The organism is Planktothricoides raciborskii GIHE-MW2 (assembly GCF_040564635.1).
GTDB lineage: Bacteria > Cyanobacteriota > Cyanobacteriia > Cyanobacteriales > Laspinemataceae > Planktothricoides > Planktothricoides raciborskii.
The window spans coordinates 1,625,750-1,647,053 of record NZ_CP159837.1 but is presented as its reverse complement, the minus strand read 5'-3'; the positions used below and the strand labels follow the sequence as shown (position 1 = coordinate 1,647,053).

The 21,304-nt window shown below is 40.5% G+C and carries 18 protein-coding genes; 7 read left to right on the top strand and 11 right to left on the bottom strand.

Annotation, left to right across the window (positions count from 1 at the left end; all coding sequences use genetic code 11):
* Window positions 1-82: 82 nt before the first annotated feature.
* Window positions 83-220 (top strand): photosystem II reaction center protein PsbN, encoded by a 138-nt coding sequence (gene psbN / locus ABWT76_RS06965; RefSeq protein WP_072160770.1) that lies wholly within the window; start codon window positions 83-85, stop codon window positions 218-220.
* A 404-nt stretch (window positions 221-624) separates the two neighbouring features.
* Here psbN and ABWT76_RS06960 read toward each other — a convergent pair whose 3' ends face one another.
* Together ABWT76_RS06960 and ABWT76_RS06955 are read right to left on the bottom strand one after the other, a co-directional pair.
* On the bottom strand, window positions 625-1,014 hold the full coding sequence (locus ABWT76_RS06960; protein WP_054466785.1) for a type II toxin-antitoxin system VapC family toxin: 390 nt from the start codon (window positions 1,012-1,014) through the stop codon (window positions 625-627).
* Window positions 1,004-1,231 carry a hypothetical protein gene (locus ABWT76_RS06955; RefSeq protein ID WP_354635848.1) on the bottom strand — a complete coding sequence of 76 codons (228 nt, stop codon included), beginning with the start codon at window positions 1,229-1,231 and terminating at the stop codon, window positions 1,004-1,006. The genes ABWT76_RS06960 and ABWT76_RS06955 overlap by 11 nt, the downstream gene beginning before the upstream one ends.
* A 366-nt stretch (window positions 1,232-1,597) precedes the next feature.
* Here ABWT76_RS06955 and ABWT76_RS06950 point away from each other — a divergent pair, with 366 nt between their 5' ends.
* Window positions 1,598-1,873 carry a BrnT family toxin gene (locus ABWT76_RS06950; RefSeq protein WP_054466783.1) on the top strand — a complete coding sequence of 92 codons (276 nt, stop codon included), beginning with the start codon at window positions 1,598-1,600 and terminating at the stop codon, window positions 1,871-1,873.
* Window positions 1,836-2,111: a BrnA antitoxin family protein gene (locus ABWT76_RS06945; protein ID WP_054466782.1), complete on the top strand. Its 276-nt coding sequence runs from the start codon at window positions 1,836-1,838 to the stop codon at window positions 2,109-2,111. The genes ABWT76_RS06950 and ABWT76_RS06945 overlap by 38 nt, the downstream gene beginning before the upstream one ends.
* A 240-nt stretch (window positions 2,112-2,351) precedes the next feature.
* On the opposite strand, the gene ABWT76_RS06940 is transcribed toward ABWT76_RS06945, so the two are convergent.
* A complete protein-coding gene (locus ABWT76_RS06940; RefSeq protein ID WP_156331790.1) occupies window positions 2,352-2,492 on the bottom strand; it encodes a hypothetical protein in 141 nt (46 codons plus the stop codon).
* Window positions 2,493-2,544: 52 nt separating this feature from the next.
* Between ABWT76_RS06940 and ABWT76_RS06935 the strand changes: the two genes are divergently transcribed.
* Window positions 2,545-2,787, top strand: coding sequence for a hypothetical protein (locus ABWT76_RS06935; protein WP_054466781.1), 243 nt, complete (start codon window positions 2,545-2,547; stop codon window positions 2,785-2,787).
* 307 nt (window positions 2,788-3,094) lie between these two features.
* Here the strand turns inward: ABWT76_RS06935 and ABWT76_RS06930 are convergent, their stop codons facing one another.
* The gene (locus tag ABWT76_RS06930; protein WP_354635847.1) at window positions 3,095-8,650 is read right to left on the bottom strand and encodes a hypothetical protein; all 5,556 of its coding nucleotides are present in this window, start codon (window positions 8,648-8,650) and stop codon (window positions 3,095-3,097) included.
* A 195-nt stretch (window positions 8,651-8,845) separates the two neighbouring features.
* Between ABWT76_RS06930 and ABWT76_RS06925 the strand changes: the two genes are divergently transcribed.
* Window positions 8,846-10,240, top strand: coding sequence for an NB-ARC domain-containing protein (locus tag ABWT76_RS06925; RefSeq protein ID WP_354635846.1), 1,395 nt, complete (start codon window positions 8,846-8,848; stop codon window positions 10,238-10,240).
* Between the two features lie 140 nt (window positions 10,241-10,380).
* On the opposite strand, the gene ABWT76_RS06920 is transcribed toward ABWT76_RS06925, so the two are convergent.
* Window positions 10,381-10,683: a hypothetical protein gene (locus tag ABWT76_RS06920; protein ID WP_190882958.1), complete on the bottom strand. Its 303-nt coding sequence runs from the start codon at window positions 10,681-10,683 to the stop codon at window positions 10,381-10,383.
* Window positions 10,684-10,738: 55 nt separating this feature from the next.
* Between ABWT76_RS06920 and ABWT76_RS06915 the strand changes: the two genes are divergently transcribed.
* A complete protein-coding gene (locus tag ABWT76_RS06915) occupies window positions 10,739-11,038 on the top strand; it encodes a hypothetical protein (protein WP_054466776.1) in 300 nt (99 codons plus the stop codon).
* A gap of 99 nt (window positions 11,039-11,137) precedes the next feature.
* Here ABWT76_RS06915 and ABWT76_RS06910 read toward each other — a convergent pair whose 3' ends face one another.
* From ABWT76_RS06910 to ABWT76_RS06895, 4 genes are all read right to left on the bottom strand, one after another.
* Window positions 11,138-12,445 carry a hypothetical protein gene (locus tag ABWT76_RS06910; RefSeq protein ID WP_231636797.1) on the bottom strand — a complete coding sequence of 436 codons (1,308 nt, stop codon included), beginning with the start codon at window positions 12,443-12,445 and terminating at the stop codon, window positions 11,138-11,140.
* A 59-nt stretch (window positions 12,446-12,504) separates the two neighbouring features.
* Window positions 12,505-13,845: an APC family permease gene (locus ABWT76_RS06905; RefSeq protein ID WP_242049847.1), complete on the bottom strand. Its 1,341-nt coding sequence runs from the start codon at window positions 13,843-13,845 to the stop codon at window positions 12,505-12,507.
* 323 nt (window positions 13,846-14,168) lie between these two features.
* A complete protein-coding gene (locus ABWT76_RS06900) occupies window positions 14,169-15,128 on the bottom strand; it encodes an RNA polymerase sigma factor, RpoD/SigA family (protein ID WP_231636800.1) in 960 nt (319 codons plus the stop codon).
* Window positions 15,129-15,993: 865 nt separating this feature from the next.
* Window positions 15,994-17,775: an ATP-binding protein gene (locus ABWT76_RS06895; protein ID WP_354635845.1), complete on the bottom strand. Its 1,782-nt coding sequence runs from the start codon at window positions 17,773-17,775 to the stop codon at window positions 15,994-15,996.
* Window positions 17,776-18,162: 387 nt separating this feature from the next.
* Between ABWT76_RS06895 and ABWT76_RS06890 the strand changes: the two genes are divergently transcribed.
* Window positions 18,163-18,915, top strand: a complete 753-nt coding sequence (locus ABWT76_RS06890; protein WP_354635844.1) for a hypothetical protein — start codon at window positions 18,163-18,165, stop codon at window positions 18,913-18,915.
* A gap of 637 nt (window positions 18,916-19,552) precedes the next feature.
* Here ABWT76_RS06890 and ABWT76_RS06885 read toward each other — a convergent pair.
* Together ABWT76_RS06885 and ABWT76_RS06880 are read right to left on the bottom strand one after the other, a co-directional pair.
* The gene (locus ABWT76_RS06885) at window positions 19,553-19,864 is read right to left on the bottom strand and encodes a HigA family addiction module antitoxin (RefSeq protein WP_054466771.1); all 312 of its coding nucleotides are present in this window, start codon (window positions 19,862-19,864) and stop codon (window positions 19,553-19,555) included.
* A gap of 339 nt (window positions 19,865-20,203) precedes the next feature.
* Window positions 20,204-21,214, bottom strand: coding sequence for a dihydroorotate dehydrogenase-like protein (locus ABWT76_RS06880; RefSeq protein WP_054466769.1), 1,011 nt, complete (start codon window positions 21,212-21,214; stop codon window positions 20,204-20,206).
* Window positions 21,215-21,304: the final 90 nt, after the last annotated feature.

The window sequence follows — 21,304 nt, the reverse complement described above, 5'->3', positions numbered from 1 at the left end:
TCACCTTTGATGAATGTACGCAGAAAGTTTTAACGATTCGTAATATTATAGAAGAAATAGTTCTCATAACCTATCTAATCACATGGAATCCTCTCCGGAAACTAATTTTATTATTGGCATTGCCGTCATTGTGATTGCGATCACTGCCTTTTCCATCTATACCGCCTTTGGACCACCGGCTAAAGAGTTGGCTGACCCGTTTGATGACCACGACGACTAAGCCAAGTTCAGCCCCCCTTGGCCAAGTTTAATTTTGTAACAACTCTTAATTTAGGTTCTCATTTTCCCCCAAGGATGGGCGAATTTGATGGGATCCCACAAAACCACCCCTCCACAAGTGGGGGGGGTGGTTTTTGCTTGAGATTTTTAGGAAAATCAATGATTCACCACTTTCGACACGAAGGACACAAAATAGTTTGGTAGGGTGTGTTAACGCAGCGTAGCGGAGTGTAACGCACCAAATCCATCGCTTTTTAGGAGATAGATATAAATCAGAGAAGGAATAATTCACTCCCATTGACACGAAGGACACAAAGGAAGTTACTTGACCTTCTTTGTGTTCTTTGTGCCAATGGGAGTGAATAAAATTTTCAGTAAAGAGGCGATTAAGTATAAGGTTTGAATTCACCACGCTACTGTTTGCAAGTCATCCACTTCCTGAAAATGAGCATCGCGAGTGACCAAAATCAAGCCATGTTGTAATGCAAGAGCAGCGATCCAGATATCATTTTCCGGTAAAGGACGACCTTTGAGCCTCAATTTGTGTTTGACTTCACCGTATTGTCGAGCCGTGTTAACATCACACCCAAGCACCATACTGCTGACAACTAATTCATCAATTCTGGCTAAATTTGCTTCAGGTCGCCCCGATTTTTTGGCACCATAACATAATTCTCCAATGGCAACAGTGGGAAGAAAAACTTCGTTGGCTTGAGCCAGACGATCTTTGACGACGTTTTCATTGGCAAACAGAGCAATAATGATGTTGGTATCCAGTAAATATCTACCACTCATTGATATCAACTTCCTCACAGTCTTGGGCGATCGCCTCACTCATCAATTGAAGCTCGTCGGACGGAATTGAACCAGCAAAACGTAGTAACTGCTTTCCTGGAGTCCCTCGAACTTCAGTTTTTAGCAATGTCTCAATAAACTCAAGTACCTGCCATTGCTTTTGCTGTGGCAGGTACTTGAGTTGTTCAACGACTAGATCGATAATAGAAGTGTTCATGTATGTTCATCCGACTTTCTTTTTGACTATTGTAACAATAGCTGCTTTGTCCAAAGTGCTGAATAAGATTTTCCGCAGAGATTTTAGCGATCGCTTTTTCGGAAATAGATGACCTTAGTAGGGTGTGTTAACGCAGCGCAGCGGAGTCTAACTCACCAAATTTATTGCTTTTTAGGATAGAAGTAAGCGATCGCGCAGATCAGGGGAGAGAATCGCTTTTTCGGGAGAATGAATTACTCACTCCCATTGACACGAAGGACACAAAGGAAGTTACTTAACGGGAGAACAGTCAGAATATGTGTTAACATAAGTGGCTATAACTACATTTAGGTAGTTATAATCTTTAGTTAAGATGTAAATGAAGGGATGGAATTTGAGTGGGATGAAACTAAACGTCTTGCCAACCTCCGCAAACATGGAATTGACTTTATCGATATTCCCGTAGTTTTCGAGGGAGATATTGTCACCGTTGAAGATGACCGATTTAATTATGGGGAACAGAGGTTTGTAACTTTTGGTTTGTTGCAAGGACGAGTGGTGGCAATTGTCCATACAGAACGAGGAGAATCTACCCGGATTATTTCTGCGAGAAAGGCAACTAAATATGAACAACGAATTTACTTCGAGCAAATCTCAGACTGATTGGCAACGCCTAGATGCGATGACTGATGAAGAGATTGATTTCTCTGATTGCCCGGAAATTACGCCAGAAATGTTTGCTAAGGCAGTCGTTCAAAGAGGTTTACCCAAGTCTAAGACGAAAACTGAAGTGACTTTACCCATTGATAATGATGTTTTGGAGTGGTTTAAATCTCAAGGTCGGGGTTATCAGAATCAGATTAATCGCTTGTTAAGAGCATATATGGAGGCTCATCAATAGCGGAACAGATTCATGTGATTCGCGCCATTCGTCCGCTTTGCGGAATCGCGCTTATCGGGCGAGGCGATCGCTTTTTCGGGAGAATGAATTACTCACCACAAAGACACGAAGGACACAAAGGAAGTTCATTTACCTTCTTTGTGTTCTTTGTGTCTTTGTGGTGAATCAGATTTTCAGTAAAATAGGAGGGGATTCCGCAGCGTCCCGGAGGCGATCGCTTTTTACGAGAGAATGAGCAATTCACCACAGAGACACAGAGGACACAGAGGAAGAGAATCGATATCGCTTTTTAAGAGAGAACTGGGCGATCGTCTTTTTGGGAGATAAGCGATCGCTTTTTTGGGATAGATGGGCGATCGAAGCCTTGACTGAGAATTTCATTATGTTATAATTAAATTCTTATCAACCCTATAATATCCTGAAAAATAGACTTATGTCTAACTATACAATCAACCTAGATAAAGAAATTTATCAAACGCTTTTAGAGGTTTCCCAAAGCCAAGGTTTAACTCCAGAAAATTGGATTGCGGCTCAACTCTATCACAAGCAAGCAGAAGCAGAACCGTTGTCTGAAAAAATCGGGGACTTAATTGGTGCGATCGATAGTCAAGCAGAACCTCATCATCAATTTAACCCAACTGAGGCTGGTGGCTACGGCAGAAAGTCAAAAAATTAAACGTATCTTTACATTGGATAGTGATTTTTATGTTTATCGACTGTACGATCGAGACGCTTTTGAAGTCATACCCTAAAATATTAAAATTACGTTTTAGTCTAACATGAAATTAGCGATCGCTTTTTCGGGAGAATGAATTACTCACCACAAAGACACGAAGGACACAAAGGAAGTTAATTTACCTTCTTTGTGTTCTTTGTGTCTTTGTGGTGAATCAGATTTTCAGTAAAGAGGCGATCGCTTTTTTGGAGATAGATGGGCGATCGCCGATGAGTAGTCAATCAAAAATTTTCCATATATTTTTTACTTAATTTTCTACTAAAGATAACTCTGCTACCCCCCATATTTTAATTTCTCCATTTTCATATCCAGTAATTATATTTGTTCCATCTGGGGTAATTTCTAGAGAATAAACATAATTGTCATTGTCCGCCTTTTCTGTAATCGCGTGAAGCAGTTCTCCAGTATTCAAGTCCCATACCTCAATAATTGATTCTTCAGCAGCAGGTTTATCTGAATCATTATTTTCTGAATTCTCATTGCTTTTACGACCAGCCGATATAATTGTTTTACCGTCTGGTGTTAGTTTAAGCGCATAGACTGCTTTAGCCGAACTATTTAACGTGAGCTTAACCTCAGAAGCTGGATTCGATGCTAAATCCCAAATTTTAATCATTCCCTCATGGCCACTAATCAGGGTTTGACCATTTGGTGTAATAGCCAAAGCATAAACAAGCCCTAAATTGCCTTCATCCATAATATTGAGTAATTTGCCAGTGATTAAATTATAAGATTTAATCACTGTATTTCCTACATATATCTTTTCTTGATCTGGAGATATTACAATGCAATTATGCCAATAATAAGGATGGTTATAGCTTCCGATTAACTCTCCAATTATTTGGTTAATTTCCAGACTATTTAAATCCCATACCTTGATTAAATTATATGCTTCACCACTAATAAATTTTTGTCCATCTAGTGTAGGCGTGACGAAAACAACCCTCCGTGAAAAATTCAGATCATTTTCTAATTTATTAGTCTTTAAATCCCAAATTTTAATCGTGCTATCCCAACCGGCACTAAGAAGTGTTTGCCCGTCTGGTGTAATCGCAACACATTCCACATCATCCGCATGGTCTTTTAGAGTATGAAGTAACTCCCCTGAAGTTAAATTCCAGATTTTTATAGTATTGTCCCAACTGGCAGTAATCAGTTTTTCTCCATCGGGTGTTATGGCCAAAGAAGAAACAATACCCGAATGACCTTTCAGAGTCTTAAGACATTCAAAATGTTTATAGGGATTCGATTCATTTTTGAGAACAAATACATCAGCAGAAGCACTTAAAGGTGCATCGGCTTGAGTCAAGCAAAAATTACTAATAGACCGGAATACTTTTGCAATTAACTTTCGCAGCTTTTTGAGAAACCATTGTTCTAAACCTAGATAAAAATCATCGAAGAAATTTGTATCCTTAACAATTTCAGTTTCTACGACTGGTTCTATTACTTGCTGTATGTCACCTGACTGAGAGTCCAGTTGTTCTGTAGATTCAGTAAATGAGTCAGTCGTTAAGTCAAGTTGTTCCGTGGACTCAGCTTGTGTATCCGTAGATGAGTCAGTCGTTGAGTCAAGTTGTTCCGTGGACTCAGTTTGTGTATCCGTAGATGAGTCAGTCGTTGAGTCAAGTTGTTCTGTGGACTCAGCTTGTGTATCCGTAGATGAGTCAGTCGTTGAGTCAAGTTGTTCCGTGGACTCAGTTTGTGTATCCGTAGATGAGTCAGTCGTTGAGTCAAGTTGTTCCGTGGACTCAGCTTGTGTATCCGTAGATGAGTCAGTTGTTAAGTCAAGTTGTTCCGTGGACTCAGTTTCCGTAGATGATTCAGTCGTTGTGTTAGCTTCTGTCAACTGTTTTTGAGGATTAACTAACTTTGACTTTGAATCGAAAGCGAGAACATCTTCTATGAGACTTTCATAAGAAATCAAGTAAGAGATGATTCCGGTAGAAATACCAAAATATAAAAAAATCTTTCTTACCTTTTGAGTATATTTTGGTTGAACTCGAGATGTGACCGTAACCTGAAAATAACCTAAGTCATTTTCATCCAGAGATAAAATACCGTCTTGAGTAATTTTGCCCCCGGTTGCTTCCCAGTAAACGTCTCCCGGATCGATTTCATTTTTAAATTGATCGAAACCTTGAACAGTAAATATTTGTTGATCGTTTGGTTTCAGATAAACAAATCTCGGTTTAATTCTTAAACGTCTTAAAACAGGCAATAGAATAACTTTAGCTGTATCGCTAATATCGCCAACGCTTGCAGTGACAGTAACTTCACGTCTTTTATAATCTCCTCTGAAAATTCCTTCAGCACTGACACTTCCAAGCGAGATGAATCCACCAGTTGTCGTTTTCCATTGCACATTAAAAATGTGATTATAGGGTTGATCAGTTTGATCGAAGCCCTTTAAAGTAAACGTAAATGATTCTTCTGGTTTAAGTTCTTTGTCTTTAGGCGATATTTCGATTTTTCGCAAAACTGGCTGAACATAAACTGTAGCCTTAGCGCTAAAATCTCCAATTTTAATAATTATTTCTTGATCGCCTTTTCCATCTTGATTGACAGTGACTTTGCAAGACACTTTTTTTTGTTCTCGGTTATAATCAATTCCCTGAAAAGTTAATTTTTCAGATACTTCATATTCTATATCATTGGGAATATTGTATTCTTGATTGTTAATCTGTATTTTTTGATTAAGCGGTATTTCTTGCTTTCGTTGATTGTAAGCAACGATCGCAAAATGTTGTTTTTGGTTTGGTAGTAAAGAAACAAAAGAAGGTTTTAATTCTATTTTTTCTAAACGAGAAGGTTCAATAATAGCAATTGAAATTCTTTCAGATTTGATTGAACCAACCGAAGCCCAGACGTCACAAGTCCCTGAATATTGACCGGCAGTAAAGTTACCATTTTTATCAATGGTTCCAGATTGCTCATCGTTCACTGACCAAGTAATTGTTCCAGTGGATATATAGTTTCCATATTGGTCTACACCTTTTACTTCAAATTGAAAAGTTTCTTGATACTCTAATTCTTTAGATGGGCGATTTATCACCAGGAGTTTTTTCAACTTGGGAGGTTCAATAATCTCAATTAAAATTCTTTCAGATTCGATTGAACTAACCGAAGCATAGACGTAACAATTCCCTGAATATTCACCAGCAGTAAAGTTACCATCTTCGTCAATAGTTCCATATCGATCATCATTCACTGACCAAGTAATTGTTCCAGTGGATATATCGTATCCATATTGGTCTATCCCTTCTACTTCAAATTGAAAAGTTTCTCCATATTCTAATTCTTTATATGGGCGATTTATCACCTGAAGTTCTTTCAGATAGGGAGGTTCAATAATCGTAATTGAAATTCTTTCAGATTCGATTGAATCAACCGAAGCATAGACGTCACAAGTCCCTGAATATTCACCGGCAGTAAAGTTACCATCTTCGTCAATGGTTCCAGATCGATCATCATCCACTGACCAAGTAATTGTTCCAGTGGATATATCCTCTCCATATTGGTCTACACCTTTTACTTCAAATTGAAAAGTTTCTTGATACTCTAATTTTATATTAGATAGGCGATTTATCACCTGGAGTTTTGTCAACTTGGGAGGTTCAAGAATCGTAATTGAAATTCTTTCAGACTTGATTGAACCAACCGAAGCATAGACGTCACAAGTCCCTGAATATTCACCGGCAGTAAAGTTACCATCTTCGTCAATGGTTCCAGATCGATCATCATCCACTGACCAAGTAATTGTTCCAGTGGATATATCCTCTCCATATTGGTCTACACCTTTTACCTCAAATTTTAAAGTTTTTCCATATTCTAATTTTATATTAGATAGGCGATTATTTATCACCAGGAGTTTTGTCAACTTGGGAGGTTCAATAATCTCAATTGAAATTCTTTCAGACTTGATTGAACCAACCGAAGCATAGACGTAACAAGTCCCTGAATATTGACCGGCAGTAAAATTACCATTTTCGTCAAAAATGCCATATTTTTCTGGCTCAACTAACCACTGAATTGACGTGGTTTTTATGCGAGATCCATATTGATCTAAAGTTTCTGCAACTTTAAACTCAAAGCTTTGTCCATATAAAAGTTTAGTTTGATTATGAGGTGAACACTTTATTTTAGAGATTTTAGGAGCTTCTTGAATATTAATTTTTATCGAATCTTCCAGAATTCCAACTTTTACTGTAATGTCAACATTTCCTGGTTTGTTACCGGCTATAAATACCGCTTCTCCATTATTATTTTTCTGTAGTTTACCAGGTGCTACCACGCTGTATTTATAGCCAGTAAAAAAACAGTCCCAAATAATATTTTTACTATCAATATTTATTGGTTGGTTATTCTGATCTACTACTTTTACTGTAAATGTTTTAATGTCCCCAGTATATAGCTTTTGATTATTACTTTGATCGATAATTTTAATTGTACTTAATCGTGAATAAGAACAACCTTTAAGAACAGGCAGAGGTTTTCTGGTTTTTGCATCTAATAAAGTAATCCAGTTTTGACCGGCAAAAGCAAGTATTCTGGCATCTGAACTAATTACTACAGAACTAATAAACCCATCTACTATCCATGTTTTTATTAATTCATTTTTTTTAAGATTAAAAAAATTAGCCGTATTAAAACTACCAATAAAAATTATATCTTGATCCAAATTGCAATCCAGAGAATTAATAGATGTACAGCCAGGTAATGTCTTAATACAATCTATTGTTTTAGAAGATAGATTATCAGATTTTTGATCGCGATATATTAACCAAATTTTCATAGATACCCAAACAAAAAATATAATAAACCATGAGATTGAAATTTTCCATAAAAATCCAATAAGTGCTATATCTAATGATCCTTGAGCTAAAATTAATGGTAAGTTAAAATTATTTTTATTATCAGGGTTTGACTGCCAAATTTTTTGCATCCCATCACGACTGCCACTAATTAAAGTGGTATTATCTGAAGTAACTGTTAACGCTTTAATCCAATCTGAATGTCCTTCAAGACTGCGGAGCCATTGACCTGTCTTTAAATCCCATAAAGTAATATTATTATTTGTGTCTCCACTCACGATCATTTTTTGATCGTGAGTCAGACATAGAGTCAGAACAGAAGATAATTCTTTGTCATTCTTCAGGGTTTTAATCAATTTGCCTGTATTTAAATCCCAGACTTTGATGCTTTTGTCTGTACTGCCACTGATAATGTTTTTTCCATCAGCAGTAATGGCAACAGCAGTCACCCAGCCATCATGTCCCTTTAATGTATGAATTAGATTTAATGTATGAATTAGATTTCCTTGATTTAAATCCCATACTTTAATAGTTTTATCTGCGCTGCCGCTGACTAATCTATTTCCATCAGGGCTAATCGCAACCGACAAAATCCAGTGCGAATGTTGTTGACTTCCTTGTTGACTTCCTTTAAGAAAACAAGTAAATTCTTTACTTTCTAAACTCCAAATCCAAATTTTTTTGTAGCTGCCTCCTACTATTCTAATAGTATTAGGGGTATTAGGGCTAATTGCGATCGAAGTAATTATATCTGTTGGGTTATGTGGTGGGTAAGATTTTTCTGGGCTTTCATTAAGATGAGGCCGATCGCCCATAAAAATTCTATAGGTTAATTGTCTAATTTTTTCTGACTGATCTTTTAAAGACTGTTCAATTAATAGTTCTAATCCGTCTTGACCACAGTTAAGAGTCTCTAATAACGCATCGAGTCTTTCTTCGTCATTCTGACTAGCTAAACGAACTTTGATTCTTTCAATTTGTGTAGACATGACGGACTCGCTTGCTGTAAATGTCATAACTCCACTATAAAACTAATGCCAGATTCTGTATAGTCGGAAAATATCCGATTTTATCGGCAATTTTTGGTAAATTTCCTTGCCTACTGTAGGAAAATGTCCGAAAATGTCCGAAAATGTAGGAAAATGTCGGATATAATAGGCAAACCCTGACATTGACCAAAGCCCATGAATTTTAAGGAAATGTTAAAACTTGCCGACGATCTGGTGTTCGCAAAAACAGGTCAGCACCTCGATGACTTGCAAAAAGCGGTACTGCGAGGGACAATCCAAGGTGAGACATATCAAGAAATCGCCGATGAGTCTCATTGTTCGGAAAGTCATGTGAGGAATGTGGGTTCTGAGTTGTGGCAAATCCTATCAGAAATGTTGGGGGAAGATATCCATAAATCAAATTTGCGATCCACAATGGAAAGGTTGCAAATTTCTATTTTTTCCGATAATTCTCTCCGAGATTCTATAAAAATTTGTAGCATAAATTTTGGTAGGGAAACTTTACCTTTCTCAGATATCCCCAAGAGCGAAAATAATCTGAAAAATCCTGAAGCCACATCAACAGAAACCCTGCATCAAGATTTGAGCGAAATGCCGGATTTGCGGATTTGTTATGACCGCATCGATGAACTAAAAACCTTGAAACAATGGGTCATTCAAGAAAATTGCCGCCTTGTCACCATCGAGGGGATGAGTGGCATTGGCAAAACGACCTTGGCAACCGAACTCATCCGCGAAATTAAAGATGAATTTGACTATGTAGTGTGGCGCAGTCTGGAAAAATGCCCCACTTTTGCCCAACTGGAAACCAGTCTAATTGCTTTTTTTTCCCAGCGGTCAGAAATCCAATTAGGTAAAAAGAACCCTCAGCCTTTATCTCTGATTAAATATCTACAAAAGCATCGTTGTTTAGTCGTATTCGATGATGTTCAATACCTATTTAGTCCGGGAAAATCGGCGGGAGAATATAAACCCGAAACCCAGGATTATGCCACTTTTTTGAAACAAATTGAGGAATTATCCCATCAAAGTTGCTTCTTACTAATTGGGTGGGAACAACCGAGACAAGTTCCCCAGCACAACAGCGATTTTCATCCCATTCACAGCCTCAAACTTCGGGGCTTAAACTACAACGCAGCGCTAAAAATATTTAAGGATCGAGGGATTGCTAGTTCAGAGATGAGTCGATCGCTGATTTCCCTGTACCAAGGCAATCCTTTATGGTTAAAAATATTGGCCAATTTGATGCAAGACTTGGAACTCAGCCCTAGGGAGTTATTTTTGGAGAATACTATTTTATTAACGGAAGATTTAGCCGATAATTTAGCGCCACAATTTAAGCGGTTATCGAAAATGGAAATAGAGGTAATTTCCCGGTTAGCTAAGGAAGAAAAACCAGTCACTTTGGCTATGTTGCTAGAAGCTAATCATATTTCGGCGTCAGAGTTACTCAATGCCCTGCAATCTTTAACCAGGCGTTGTTTAATTGAAAAAACCGAAAAATCTTATGTGCTACCTCCTCTATTGCGGCATTATGCGATCGCATTTATGGCCACTGACAGTGATTAAATCAATGATTCACCGAAGCATCCCATCGGCAAACAAACCCGGTTTAACCCTCTGAGTTAATATTGTTTTTACAGCGTTTTTCAGATTACTCAACCACTTTAGGGCGAAGCATTCCGGTAGGGGCGAAGCATTCCGGCAGTTCATTTAATATTTTCAGCAGTAGGGGCGAATGGCCATTCGCCCGTACAAGGGCGAATGGCCATTCGCCCGTACAAGGGCGAATGGCCATTCGCCCCTACGGAATGCTTCGCCCTTACAATATTTTCAGCAATGATTTGTCTGCGGTCATGCTTCGCCCCTACAGGTATTTGTGGTTTACTTGCTGAGAAAATTGCTGTAATAGAAAATGCATAGGGTCGCAATGCTTGCGCCCAAAATAACCTCGCAATCGTAGCAATAATTGTAGAAATAATTTCTGATGCTTGATATAATTGAGAGGACAATAGCGGGCAATTCCCACCACATCAACAATAAACTTGAATTAAGACTGGAATTAAAATGACAGAGCAAATCATTCAACGATTAGAAAAATACACGATTAAGCGTCCCACTGAAGTGCTAATTGTGAAAGCAGAAATTGATGGGGAAGCGGATGAAATTGCCATTTTCAAAGGATATTCTAGTTCTTTAATGCGTCCAACTGCTTTTGACCCAGATGTGCCGGTACTTCCCGATACCGCAGAAATTTTGACCATCGATCGCCTACAAGGTCCATTAAATCCCACAAATCCCATTTACATTGAGCAAGGACTGACCTGGGAAACCATCCAACCTTTATTAGAAGCCGTGGGATTATAAACTTTCCATCGCGGTGCCAGAAACCGGGTTTCTTTGATAACTTCGGCGAAACCGGGTTTCTTTTCTTGTGTTAATGGCGGTGAATTAATTGCTTAACTTTTATTGCGCTGCTTTCCGAGTGGCTAACATTAAATTAGAGTCTTTGTAAAATTTATAGCCAATGCCAAAATCTAAAGGCTGAATCGTCTTATCGCTTTGATAAATTTTTCGCAAATCAGCCTGATATCGACTGGCAAATAAATCAATCGGGGCAATGTATTGGCCGTAAAATTTCCGCTCCCATTTTGCTTCATCAAAATGTTTAACGGGCATTCCGGAATCATCCTGCAACACCGCATAGCTTTGGTTGAGAATTAACTCCCGAATCGTGGAAAATGATTCATTATACATCAAATAAGAAGCCGCTTTCAAATAAGTGACTGAATCCTTGGCATAACCTTGGGCAAATTCTACTAACTGTGGGGTTTTCTTCACGCCATCATTAGATAAATCCGTAGAAAAATAATGCAGGGTTTTAGGTTCAGATTCTCCAGCGGGTAAAAACGAAATTTTGACTCCGGGAATCATTCCTGCTGGAGTGGTACTTGTTTCTAAAATTTGAATCTTTGCCTCCGCATCCAAACCGACGTATTGCACATCCAAAATTTGATTGTTTGTGCGAGCCAAAAATAGTAATAAAATGGGCAAAACTCCTTGTTTGGCTAAATCCACTGCCATCGCTTTTGTGCGGAAAAAGCTATATTCAAGAATGGCATAAAGGGACTGATTAATAATTTGTAATTGTTGCGATCGCTGTCCCTCTAACATATTCAGCAAATCCGGGACTGTGCCCACAGGTTCAAGGCCAATCATTACATATTCTTTGGCGTTGGGGAAGAAAGAATAAGCGTATAAAAAATCAGGTCCGCTAAAAGGATAAAATATTGATGGCGCAGATTCGTTGATGGTTTTGAGTTCCGTTTCAGTCCATTTTCTGACTTTAGCAAGTTGTTGATTTTCTAGTTGCGGCCAACCCTTTTGAAAATATTGAGCATGATTTTTCCAACCGGTAGTATTTTGGATGGCAGCGAGGGGACTAGCATCCTCAATTTTCATCCCCGCAATTAACTTGGCAGTATCCGTTAATTTGGCCGATTTTTCTAAATCGAATTGGGCTAAGGGATCGGGGTTTGGTTCAGGTTTTGGCGTGGCTGTAGGTTCTTCGGTGACTGCCTCTGGGTTGCTTGCGGTGGTCTGATTTGTGTTGGCCGTTTGGCTGCTATTTTCGATTTTGCTGCCTTCAGTTTGCGGATTGTTACAAGACTGAATAAAAACTAGGGTAGAGATGATGGCTAATAAAAGCGATCGCGTGACTTTTTGATTCATTTTTTGATTCATTTTTTGATTCATGGTAATTTTGATAGTCATAGACTTCTTAGGAGTTTAACCGCTGAAAATATTCAGCATTCAGCAAGCCAAGCAACAATTTAATCAGCAAGTTTTTTCTTCACAGCCCAGAAATAGACCGGCAATCCCAGGGCGATCGTGTATAAACCCGCCACCGATTCAATCGGTTTATCTCTTAAGAGAAATATCATAATCCACAGACTAATTAAGAGAAAAATTATTGGCGTCACCGGATAGCCCCAAGTTTTATATGGTCGCGCCACTTCAGGGTAGCGAATTCTATGGACAAATACCCCTAAGACTGTGAGAAAAGAAGAAAGAGTCAGCGTAAATCCCAGATAAGTAATCACAGATTCAAATGTGGCGGTGATGATGAAAAATATCACGATCGCCAATTGGAATAAAATCGCAGTATAAGGAATTCCCAGCGCATTTTTCTTGGCTAAAATTCGGAAAACCGGGATATCTTCCCCAATCACCTGTGTCACCCTTGGGCCGGCTAAAACCATTGAACTAATGGAAGAAATTAGGCCAAAAGAAATTAAGAATGCCATAATTTTAGCCCCGATCGCCCCAAAAATCTGATTCCCAGAAATATAACCAATTTCCAATTGTCCGGCTAGTTGATCGATGGGGGTACTGTAGAGAAAAACCAAGTTTAACAACAAATATAACACCATAACGATCACCGTTCCCAGCAGCAAAGACCGGGGCAGATTTTTGGCCGGTTGGTCAATATCACTGGCTAAATAAATCGCCGCATTCCAACCGGAATAAGAATAAGTGACATAGACCATTGAAATGGCAAACGGCGCACTAAAAATCAGATTTGGATCGGCGGCAGAGGGCAAAAAGCTAATATCTTGGGGAGTAGCCATAACCAATCCGCAGGCAATAAATACCACAATCAGCAGCACTTTTAACAGGGTAAATATCTGTTGAAATGAACTGGCCAGTTTCAAATCTTTGGTATTCAATAGAGAAATCACGATCACCACGAATAAAGCGATCGCCTGTGGGTAAAAACTGGGTATATTTTCTGGTTCCCAAATGATTCTACAGAAATACCTTCCTAATGCGATCGCGGCAGCAGCGATCGGCGCCGCAAACCCCACCGTCACCGAAAGCCATCCCGAAAGAAAGCCTAAAGCCGGATGATATATCTTAGATAAATAGTGATATTCACCCCCAGACCGGGGCATCGCCGCCCCCAATTCCCCGTAAGCCAGGGCGCCACAGAGGGCGAAAACTCCCCCAACAAACCATAAAAACAACAAAGAAAAACCGGACTGAATATCCACCACCTGAAAACCCAGAGAAGTGAACACCCCGGTGCCAATCATATTCGCGACCACAAGACAGATCGCGGTCAACAAGCTGATCCGTTCAGGATGCTGATTCTCTGTATCCTTCATTGTCATTGAAGTTTCTTATCCCCTGTTTAAGATCAACCCTTGATTTGCAAGACTTCGGCTCGTCAATATGTAGATACTAACCCTGAAAATGATGGTCAGGAATTTGACTGCCTGAGCAAGTCACAAACACGCCTAAATTAACCCATATTTTTTCAAGTGTCCAGGTTTTCAGTCAGCACACCGTATCCCTAGGACAAAACAAAGACCAGAGAATCATTAATTTCTCTGGTCTTGGGAATTTATTTGGCTTTGCCAGTGATTCTATTTGCTAAAAATTGCTAACAATATTTTTCGCTGGATTATTCTTAGCTGGATTATTCTTAGCTGGATTAGCTGGCGAAATATTCTTGCACATTCGCCCGACGCCGCCGCAGATGCGCCAAAGCTTGATGCTCTAATTGGCGGACTCTCTCACGGCTGAGTTTCAGGGCGGCACCGACTTTGGCTAAAGAAAGCTCGCGCCCATCTTTGAAGCCAAACCGGAGCATAATCACATCTTTTTGTTGCGGGGTTAATTCATCTAATAAATTATGCAAGTCTTCCCGCAACAACTCTTGCATAATGTAATTTTCTGGGGAAGCGTCCACATCTTCGAGCAGGTCTTGCAATTCCGTATCTTGGTTGTCCCCAACTCGCAAATCCAAAGAAACCGGCTGACGGGAAAGCAGCAGATATTCCCGAATTTGGGCGGGTTGCAGATCCAAAATTTCCCCAATTTCTGCCGGTGTTGGGGTGCGACCCAGTTTTTGACTGAGTTCCCGCTGCACTCGTTTGATTTTATTCAGTTTTTCCGTGATGTGAATGGGTAGACGAATCGTGCGGGCTTGTTGGGCGATCGCTCGGGTAATTGCTTGGCGAATCCACCAGTAAGCATAAGTAGAAAACTTATAGCCCCGCATGGGATCGAATTTTTCTACCCCCCGTTCCAAGCCGAGGGTGCCTTCTTGGATCAGATCCAAAAATTCCAGATTGCGCTTTTGGTATTTCTTGGCGATCGCCACCACCAAACGCAAATTGGATTCAATCATTTTTCGCTTCGCCCGCTGCCCCAGATCCAACAATCTCTGAAGTTCAGAAACCGTCAAATTCACATGGTCAGCCCATTCCTGCTCAATTGGCTGGCGATTTAATTTTTTCGCCAAAGCTTCTTGATCCTCTAGCAACTTCATCATTTGCTGTACCTGCTTCCCATACACAATCTCTTGCTCATGAGTCAGCAGGGGTACACGACCGATTTCATGTAGATAAGCCCGAATGCTATCACTCGTTTCACTACGTCGTGTACTCATATTGCTTTGCTGGGTGGTGGTTGATTGGTTTTTGATCGTGGGCATAGGGTTGCAGTTCTCCAAACAGATTAGATGCGTAGCCTTTTTGATGGCGACTTTTCCGGATCCCTAGAAAAAAAATTATCCAGTCATCCAGGAGATATCTGATATAAGGAAGTCCTAGTCAAAGCTGGGATCCAGGCTGGATACCAGGCTGGATACCAGGAATTTGCCTGAGTGACTCAGCCGCCACCGAGAATGAAAGGTAGGTTTATCCCGCTAAAGCGAAGTCGTTATGAGTTTGTTTTATTATCGTAAGTCAAAATTAAAAGTTTGTAAAGATTTACAAGATCACTCGCTACCCGCAGAAAGATGAAATGTTCCGTAAAATCTCTCTCCTAAGTGATTTGACTAAATGTGACTAAATGATTGGACGGGACTGACCCTGGCAAAGTGCCAAGGACGAATGACATGGATTCATCATCATTGATAATCATTTGTCATCACTGCACTATGACTACAGTGGGTTAATCTCGAATTCCGGGTTATCGAGAAAAAAATTTTTGCTTGATTCCATCGACTTGATATAGCAACTGTACCCAGTAATCCCAAAGAAATTAAACCTAACAGCAGCGATCGCCCATGAACTTCTGTCAGGGCAAAAATTGAATGCGCGTACCCATGCCATGTTTACGCCCCATTCCTTTTCTTTCTCGGTGACTGGCGAATTATCTGGGTTGAATTTTTAATCTACTACCATATTACACTTGTACTACATTGACGACAATCCGCAAAAATACTTAATCAAAATTTTTTGTTGTTGGTTATTTGTTGTTGGTTGTTGATTATTTGTTGTTGGTTATTTGTTATTTGATTCCTTTTTTTCCTAAAACCCTAAATCCGCTTTGGCGGCTTCGGCCACTTTTAATAACGTTTCCGTATCCATTTCATCCCAGGACATATCGCCAATTTCTCGATAAAATTGTTGGTCATAAGCACGAGTTCGCACCACCACGGGCATGGGCACCGCATGACCTAAGACTAAAGCTTGTTGTTTAGAGTCAAGTTTTGCTAACACAGAACGCAAATTTTGCCCGCCAGAAACGCCGGTAAAAATTGCTTCAATATCTTTTTCATCGTTAAGTAACGCCGTAATTCGCGTGCCAATTTGTGACATCACCTCGTTATCAATTCCAGAGGGACGTTGATCGACCACTAACATGGTGACGAAATATTTCCGCATTTCTCTGGCAATGGTGCCAAAGATGGTTTGACGCACCGTAGCGCTATCGAGAAAGCGGTGGGCTTCTTCAATGGTAATCACCAGTTGTCGGGGGCGATCGCTGGGATTTTTGGTTTGGAGAAACTTCTCGGATTTTTCCACATAAGCCCGGTGAATGCGCCGGGTAATCACATTCGTGGCTAACATATAAGACAACATATCCGAGTGAGAACCAAACTCAATTACAACGTGCTTACCCGCTTCTAAATTGGCCAAAATTTGGGAGAGATAATTCTGGGGACAACGGGTTTTAATATATTTCAGTCGATCCAACCGCATCAATTTCCGTTGTAACGCCATAATTGAGGATTTATTCCCCCGCTTTTGATCGCAAAAGTCTTGAATATCCTCATTATTCATATCCAGTAAATCTTTAATCCAAGATGACCCAAATTCCCCTTGAAGGATGTAAGCATTTTCGATACTTGCTTCGGAAAGGTTGAGTTCTCTGGCAACCAAGCTGATATCTTCTACTTCTATTTGGTCATAACCTAAATAAAGTTCTTGGGCATCGCGAATTCCCCGTCTGCGGGTAGAGTCCGGGTCAAGGGTATATATCTGCACTTGATGGGGGAATAGCTGCCGTAACCCTTTGACGGTACTGACTTGTTTGCCTTCACATTGAGCTTCCCAGCCATATTCTGAGTGCATATCAAAAATCAGATTCACTGCCGCTTGTTTGCGGATAATTCCCGACAGCAACAGACGGGTTAAGAAAGATTTCCCAGTGCCGGATTTGCCAAAGACGCCGTTACTTCTTTCTACGAAGCGATCGAGGTCAATGCAGACGGGTACATCCATGTCTAAAGGTTGTCCTACGGCAAAATTCCGCCGCTGAGGGTCATCTTCCCAGCCAAATACGGCCCGAAAATCTCTTTCGCTGGCTTCATAAACTTGGGAGAAATGGCTGGGAATGGTTTTGACCGGCAATAGTTGCATCGGTGTGCCAGTGTTGGCTTGATACGAGGCTAATCCGTTATTTTTTCCGTTGTTATTTGAGTTGTTATTTGAGTTGTTATTTGATCCATTTTTATTAGCACTGGATTGAGTTTTGAGGAGAGATTCTACACTCCAGCCACTTTCAGAAGTTTCAGGAGCCAACATTAACATTGGCGATAGATTAATTGTGCCATAAGTGCCGCTTCCCGCTAGAACCGCTTGCATAAAGTCATCTTCCGGTGGCGGTGGGTTAATCAAAATTCTCTCGCTGGAAGTACCCAGGGTGACATCGGTGAGAATGCAAAAAAATAGCGATCGCGCTCCTCGGATGACTAAAAATTTGCCCACCCTCATGTCTTCTACAGAGACATCTGCATGGAGTTTTACTTCGAGTCCGTTACTTAGGGAACCTTGAATGACTGAGCCTAATGGTTGTTCTGAATTCATGGCTTATTACTTTTCTATCGCGCCTTTACTCAAGCTATGGTCAAAGGATTAATTATTAACCATTACTACTGTACTGTGATTTTCCCAATTTGCCACTAATTCAGGACTTACGAATCAGGTCGATCTTGTTTTTGAGCAATTAATTTATCATATCCACGATCGCGATCAAGAAATTTCCTCAGCTAAGGACCTTTTCCCGTTGCGGGCGGGCGTTCGCGTAAGCGGTGCGGAGTTCGCGCTTTCTGGAACCCTATCTATGCTTGCATATTGTCCACAAAGGCAAGTTTTACCGCAAGTTGTATGGCAAGTTGTATGGCGAAAATTCCGAAATGATCGGCAGTAAGTCTGTAGCTATATGCGATCGCATTACTAATTGGGTGTAGCAAAATGAATAACTCCGAGGAACATGACTTTTCGCCTTTACCAGCCGAACAGATTTTCCTAGAATTGGAACGCTTCATGGTTCAGTTATCGGCAGAAACCGATCGGCCCTGGTTTACGGCAACTACACTTTGTAAGTTGTTTGCAGATAAATACCATATTTCACTGAAAGCAGTGATGAAACAGAAAGGCTACGACTGTTTAAAAAGCTTTCTGACTAGCAGCCAACGCTTTTCTATCTACAACCATCCCGATACTCAAGAGTTTTATGTGGCTGCTTTTTCGGCGATCAATCCTAATTTAACCCCAGAAAAAACCACTACAGCACTTTCAATTAAATACACTATCAAACGACCCTGGAAAGTTGACGGACGCTTGCTGGATCTGCTAAAATCAGAGGAATATCAAGAAACTCCCAAACCACAAGAAATTCCCAAACCACAAAATAGCCTTTTTGTCAAACCAGCCGGTTTACCATATAAGCCCAAATTAATTGATGAAATAAAATCTAGGGTTTACTTGGAATTTGTTTTGCTAGAATTAGTTAAAAGTTTAACGATAAATCATCCCCAAAATTTTACCACCATTGGCGCATTAAGTGAAGAATTTTCCAAATATTATCGGCAACCAATTCGGGGGATATTCCGCAGCTTATCGATTCAAATTAAATTGGTTAATTTCCTGAAAAATATTCCTGAGTTATCTGTGAAACAAGTAGATGATGGTTGGCAAATTACGATCGAGCCAAATGTCATCTAAGCGCGATCGCATTGTCGTTGCCAGCAAGCAAGAAACCGGGGCAAGAAACCGGGTTTCTATAAGAGTTGTTGGTTAGTGGCAAAGGTTATCTGAAGAAACCCGGTTTCTGGGTTTGGGTGGCAAAGATAGTCTAAAGAAACCCGGTTTCTGGGGTTCACGAGTTGTCAGCAAGCAAGAAACCGGGTTTCTATGAGCATTTTGGTGGGGTGGCAAAGATGGTCTAAAGAAACCCGGTTTCTGGGGCGGGGGCAAAGGGGCGATCGCCTACAATAAATATATCCGTAGGGGCGTGATCTTGACCGCAGTAAATATCGGGTTACAACCAATAACCTATATACGGTCATGCTTCGCCCTAGCATATATGAGCAAGCAAGAAACCGGGTTTCTAGTAGGGGCGAATGCGAGAACGCCCCTACTAGGTGGGGTGGCAAAGATGGTCTAAAGAAACCCGGTTTCTGGGGCGGGGGCAAAGGGGCGATCGCCTACAATAAATATATCCGTAGGGGCGTGATCTTGACCGCAGTAAATATCGGGTTACAACCAATAACCTATATACGGTCATGCTTCGCCCTGGCAAATGCTTGGGTGGCAAAGATAGTGTAAAGAAACCCGGTTTCTAGGCCGATCGTCCCTATTTTTAGGCAGATGTTGACAGATACGGGCGAATTGTCTTAAGGATATCTTGGTCTTTCTGCTCTGCCTGATATAAATCCCAACGCAGTTGCAGATTCATCCAGAAATCCGGGGAAATACCAAAGAATTTAGCCAGCCGCAGAGCCGTACTCGGAGTAATTTCTTGCCGTTGGTTAATAATTTCATTAACGTGCTGATATGATAGATGAATAGCATCGGCTAATTCTTCCGGTGTCAGACCCATCGGAATCAAAAACTCTTCTAATATCATCTCCCCAGGGTGAGTGGGTGGGCGATGAGTGGGAAAGCGAATCATAAAACTGACTCTCTTAGTAGTATATTTTAGTAGTATATTAATGATATTTAGTGATAATCGACAATTTCAACGTTCTCAGCACCGCGATCGCCCCAAAGCAAATACGATATCGATCATTAGACAATTCTGGCTTTCATTCGTGCAAACTCGATGGCGGTTTTAAGGGGGGTTGGGGGGATCAATCCGTCCTGCGTACACTCTTGTCTATTAAACGGATTATATATTTTTGGTTTTTTGCCGCCAGCAAGAAACCGGGTAACAAACCGGGTTTCGCCGAAGTTACCCGGTTTCTTAATTGGTGGCAAAGGTAGTCTCAATAAACCCGGTTTCTGGGCTATCCTAAATCAGGACGCGATCGGGATTAAAACTTTGAACAACTTTCATATATTGAGCCCGTTCATAGGCACTTTCATCAGCCACATTAACTTGTGACATGGTGCCAATCATTTGCTGCACGGATTCATATTCATTTTCTTCCATCCAATGCACCAGTTCCCGCTCAATTTCTGCTAGGTGAGAAATCCCATGACGGAGTAATGGTGAACAAACATGAGTCACTTTTGCCCCAGCCATTAAAAGTTTCACCACATCATGGCCTTTTTGAATCCCACTGGTAGCGGCCATATCTGCATGAATGCGACCATATAATAGGGCAATCCAACGCATTGGCAAGAGAGATTCTTGGACATTACTTAATACTAAATGCGGCCAAACTTCCAACTCTTCAGGGTTAATATCTTCCTGCATAAAGCGGTTGAATAATACCAAACCATTCGCCCCTGCTTTCGTCAACCGAGAGGCCATATTTGCCATGTTGCTAAAATAAGGACTCAGTTTAATGGTCAGTGGAATGGTGACATCAGCGCGGACTGCTTCCACGATTTCGATATATTCTTCTTCAACCTGTGCCCCTGTTTTGTGCATATCCGTGGGGATACTGTAGATATTTAATTCTAAAGCATCGGCACCGGCTTGTTGAATTTGTTTGGAAAAGTCAACCCATTGACCTAATGATGCCCCATTCAGGGAAGCAATGATGGGAATATCCACCATTTCTTTGGCTTTTTGAATATGTTCTAGATAGGTTTCTGGGCCGACTTTATATTCATCTGGTTCGGGAAAATAAGTCAGCGCTTCGGCAAAACTTTCCGTCCCATAAGTGGTGTGATGATGCAGTTCATATTGTTCAATCCGCAGTTGTTCGGCAAAAATACTATGCAAAACTACTGCCGCTGCCCCCGCATCTTCTAGCCGTTTGACATTATCAATTTCCTCAGTCAAAGGTTGCGCGGCTGAGGGCACAAGGGGCGATCGCAAATTTAAACCTAAATAAGTCGTAGTTAAATCCATTTTCTGTTTTCCTTCTAATGTTTGAAAAGAAACCGGGTTTTTTTAGATACGTTTTGTTGGTTAAGCAAGATGTGGAATAAAAACCCGGTT

What these genes read in the sequence shown, in the direction of transcription:
- ABWT76_RS06910 (WP_231636797.1), bottom strand. Translation starts at nt 12,445, where the DNA reads ATGACTATCAAAATTACCATGAATCAAAAAATGAATCAAAAAATGAAT.
- ABWT76_RS06955 (WP_354635848.1), bottom strand. Translation starts at nt 1,231, where the DNA reads ATGAACACTTCTATTATCGATCTAGTCGTTGAACAACTCAAGTACCTG.
- ABWT76_RS06915 (WP_054466776.1), top strand. Translation starts at nt 10,739, where the DNA reads ATGACAGAGCAAATCATTCAACGATTAGAAAAATACACGATTAAGCGT.
- ABWT76_RS06890 (WP_354635844.1), top strand. Translation starts at nt 18,163, where the DNA reads ATGAATAACTCCGAGGAACATGACTTTTCGCCTTTACCAGCCGAACAG.
- ABWT76_RS06900 (WP_231636800.1), bottom strand. Translation starts at nt 15,128, where the DNA reads ATGAGTACACGACGTAGTGAAACGAGTGATAGCATTCGGGCTTATCTA.
- ABWT76_RS06950 (WP_054466783.1), top strand. Translation starts at nt 1,598, where the DNA reads ATGGAATTTGAGTGGGATGAAACTAAACGTCTTGCCAACCTCCGCAAA.
- ABWT76_RS06945 (WP_054466782.1), top strand. Translation starts at nt 1,836, where the DNA reads ATGAACAACGAATTTACTTCGAGCAAATCTCAGACTGATTGGCAACGC.
- ABWT76_RS06930 (WP_354635847.1), bottom strand. Translation starts at nt 8,650, where the DNA reads ATGTCTACACAAATTGAAAGAATCAAAGTTCGTTTAGCTAGTCAGAAT.
- ABWT76_RS06895 (WP_354635845.1), bottom strand. Translation starts at nt 17,775, where the DNA reads ATGAATTCAGAACAACCATTAGGCTCAGTCATTCAAGGTTCCCTAAGT.
- ABWT76_RS06940 (WP_156331790.1), bottom strand. Translation starts at nt 2,492, where the DNA reads ATGAAATTCTCAGTCAAGGCTTCGATCGCCCATCTATCCCAAAAAAGC.
- ABWT76_RS06905 (WP_242049847.1), bottom strand. Translation starts at nt 13,845, where the DNA reads ATGACAATGAAGGATACAGAGAATCAGCATCCTGAACGGATCAGCTTG.
- ABWT76_RS06885 (WP_054466771.1), bottom strand. Translation starts at nt 19,864, where the DNA reads ATGATTCGCTTTCCCACTCATCGCCCACCCACTCACCCTGGGGAGATG.
- ABWT76_RS06960 (WP_054466785.1), bottom strand. Translation starts at nt 1,014, where the DNA reads ATGAGTGGTAGATATTTACTGGATACCAACATCATTATTGCTCTGTTT.
- ABWT76_RS06880 (WP_054466769.1), bottom strand. Translation starts at nt 21,214, where the DNA reads ATGGATTTAACTACGACTTATTTAGGTTTAAATTTGCGATCGCCCCTT.
- ABWT76_RS06925 (WP_354635846.1), top strand. Translation starts at nt 8,846, where the DNA reads ATGAATTTTAAGGAAATGTTAAAACTTGCCGACGATCTGGTGTTCGCA.
- psbN (WP_072160770.1), top strand. Translation starts at nt 83, where the DNA reads ATGGAATCCTCTCCGGAAACTAATTTTATTATTGGCATTGCCGTCATT.
- ABWT76_RS06935 (WP_054466781.1), top strand. Translation starts at nt 2,545, where the DNA reads ATGTCTAACTATACAATCAACCTAGATAAAGAAATTTATCAAACGCTT.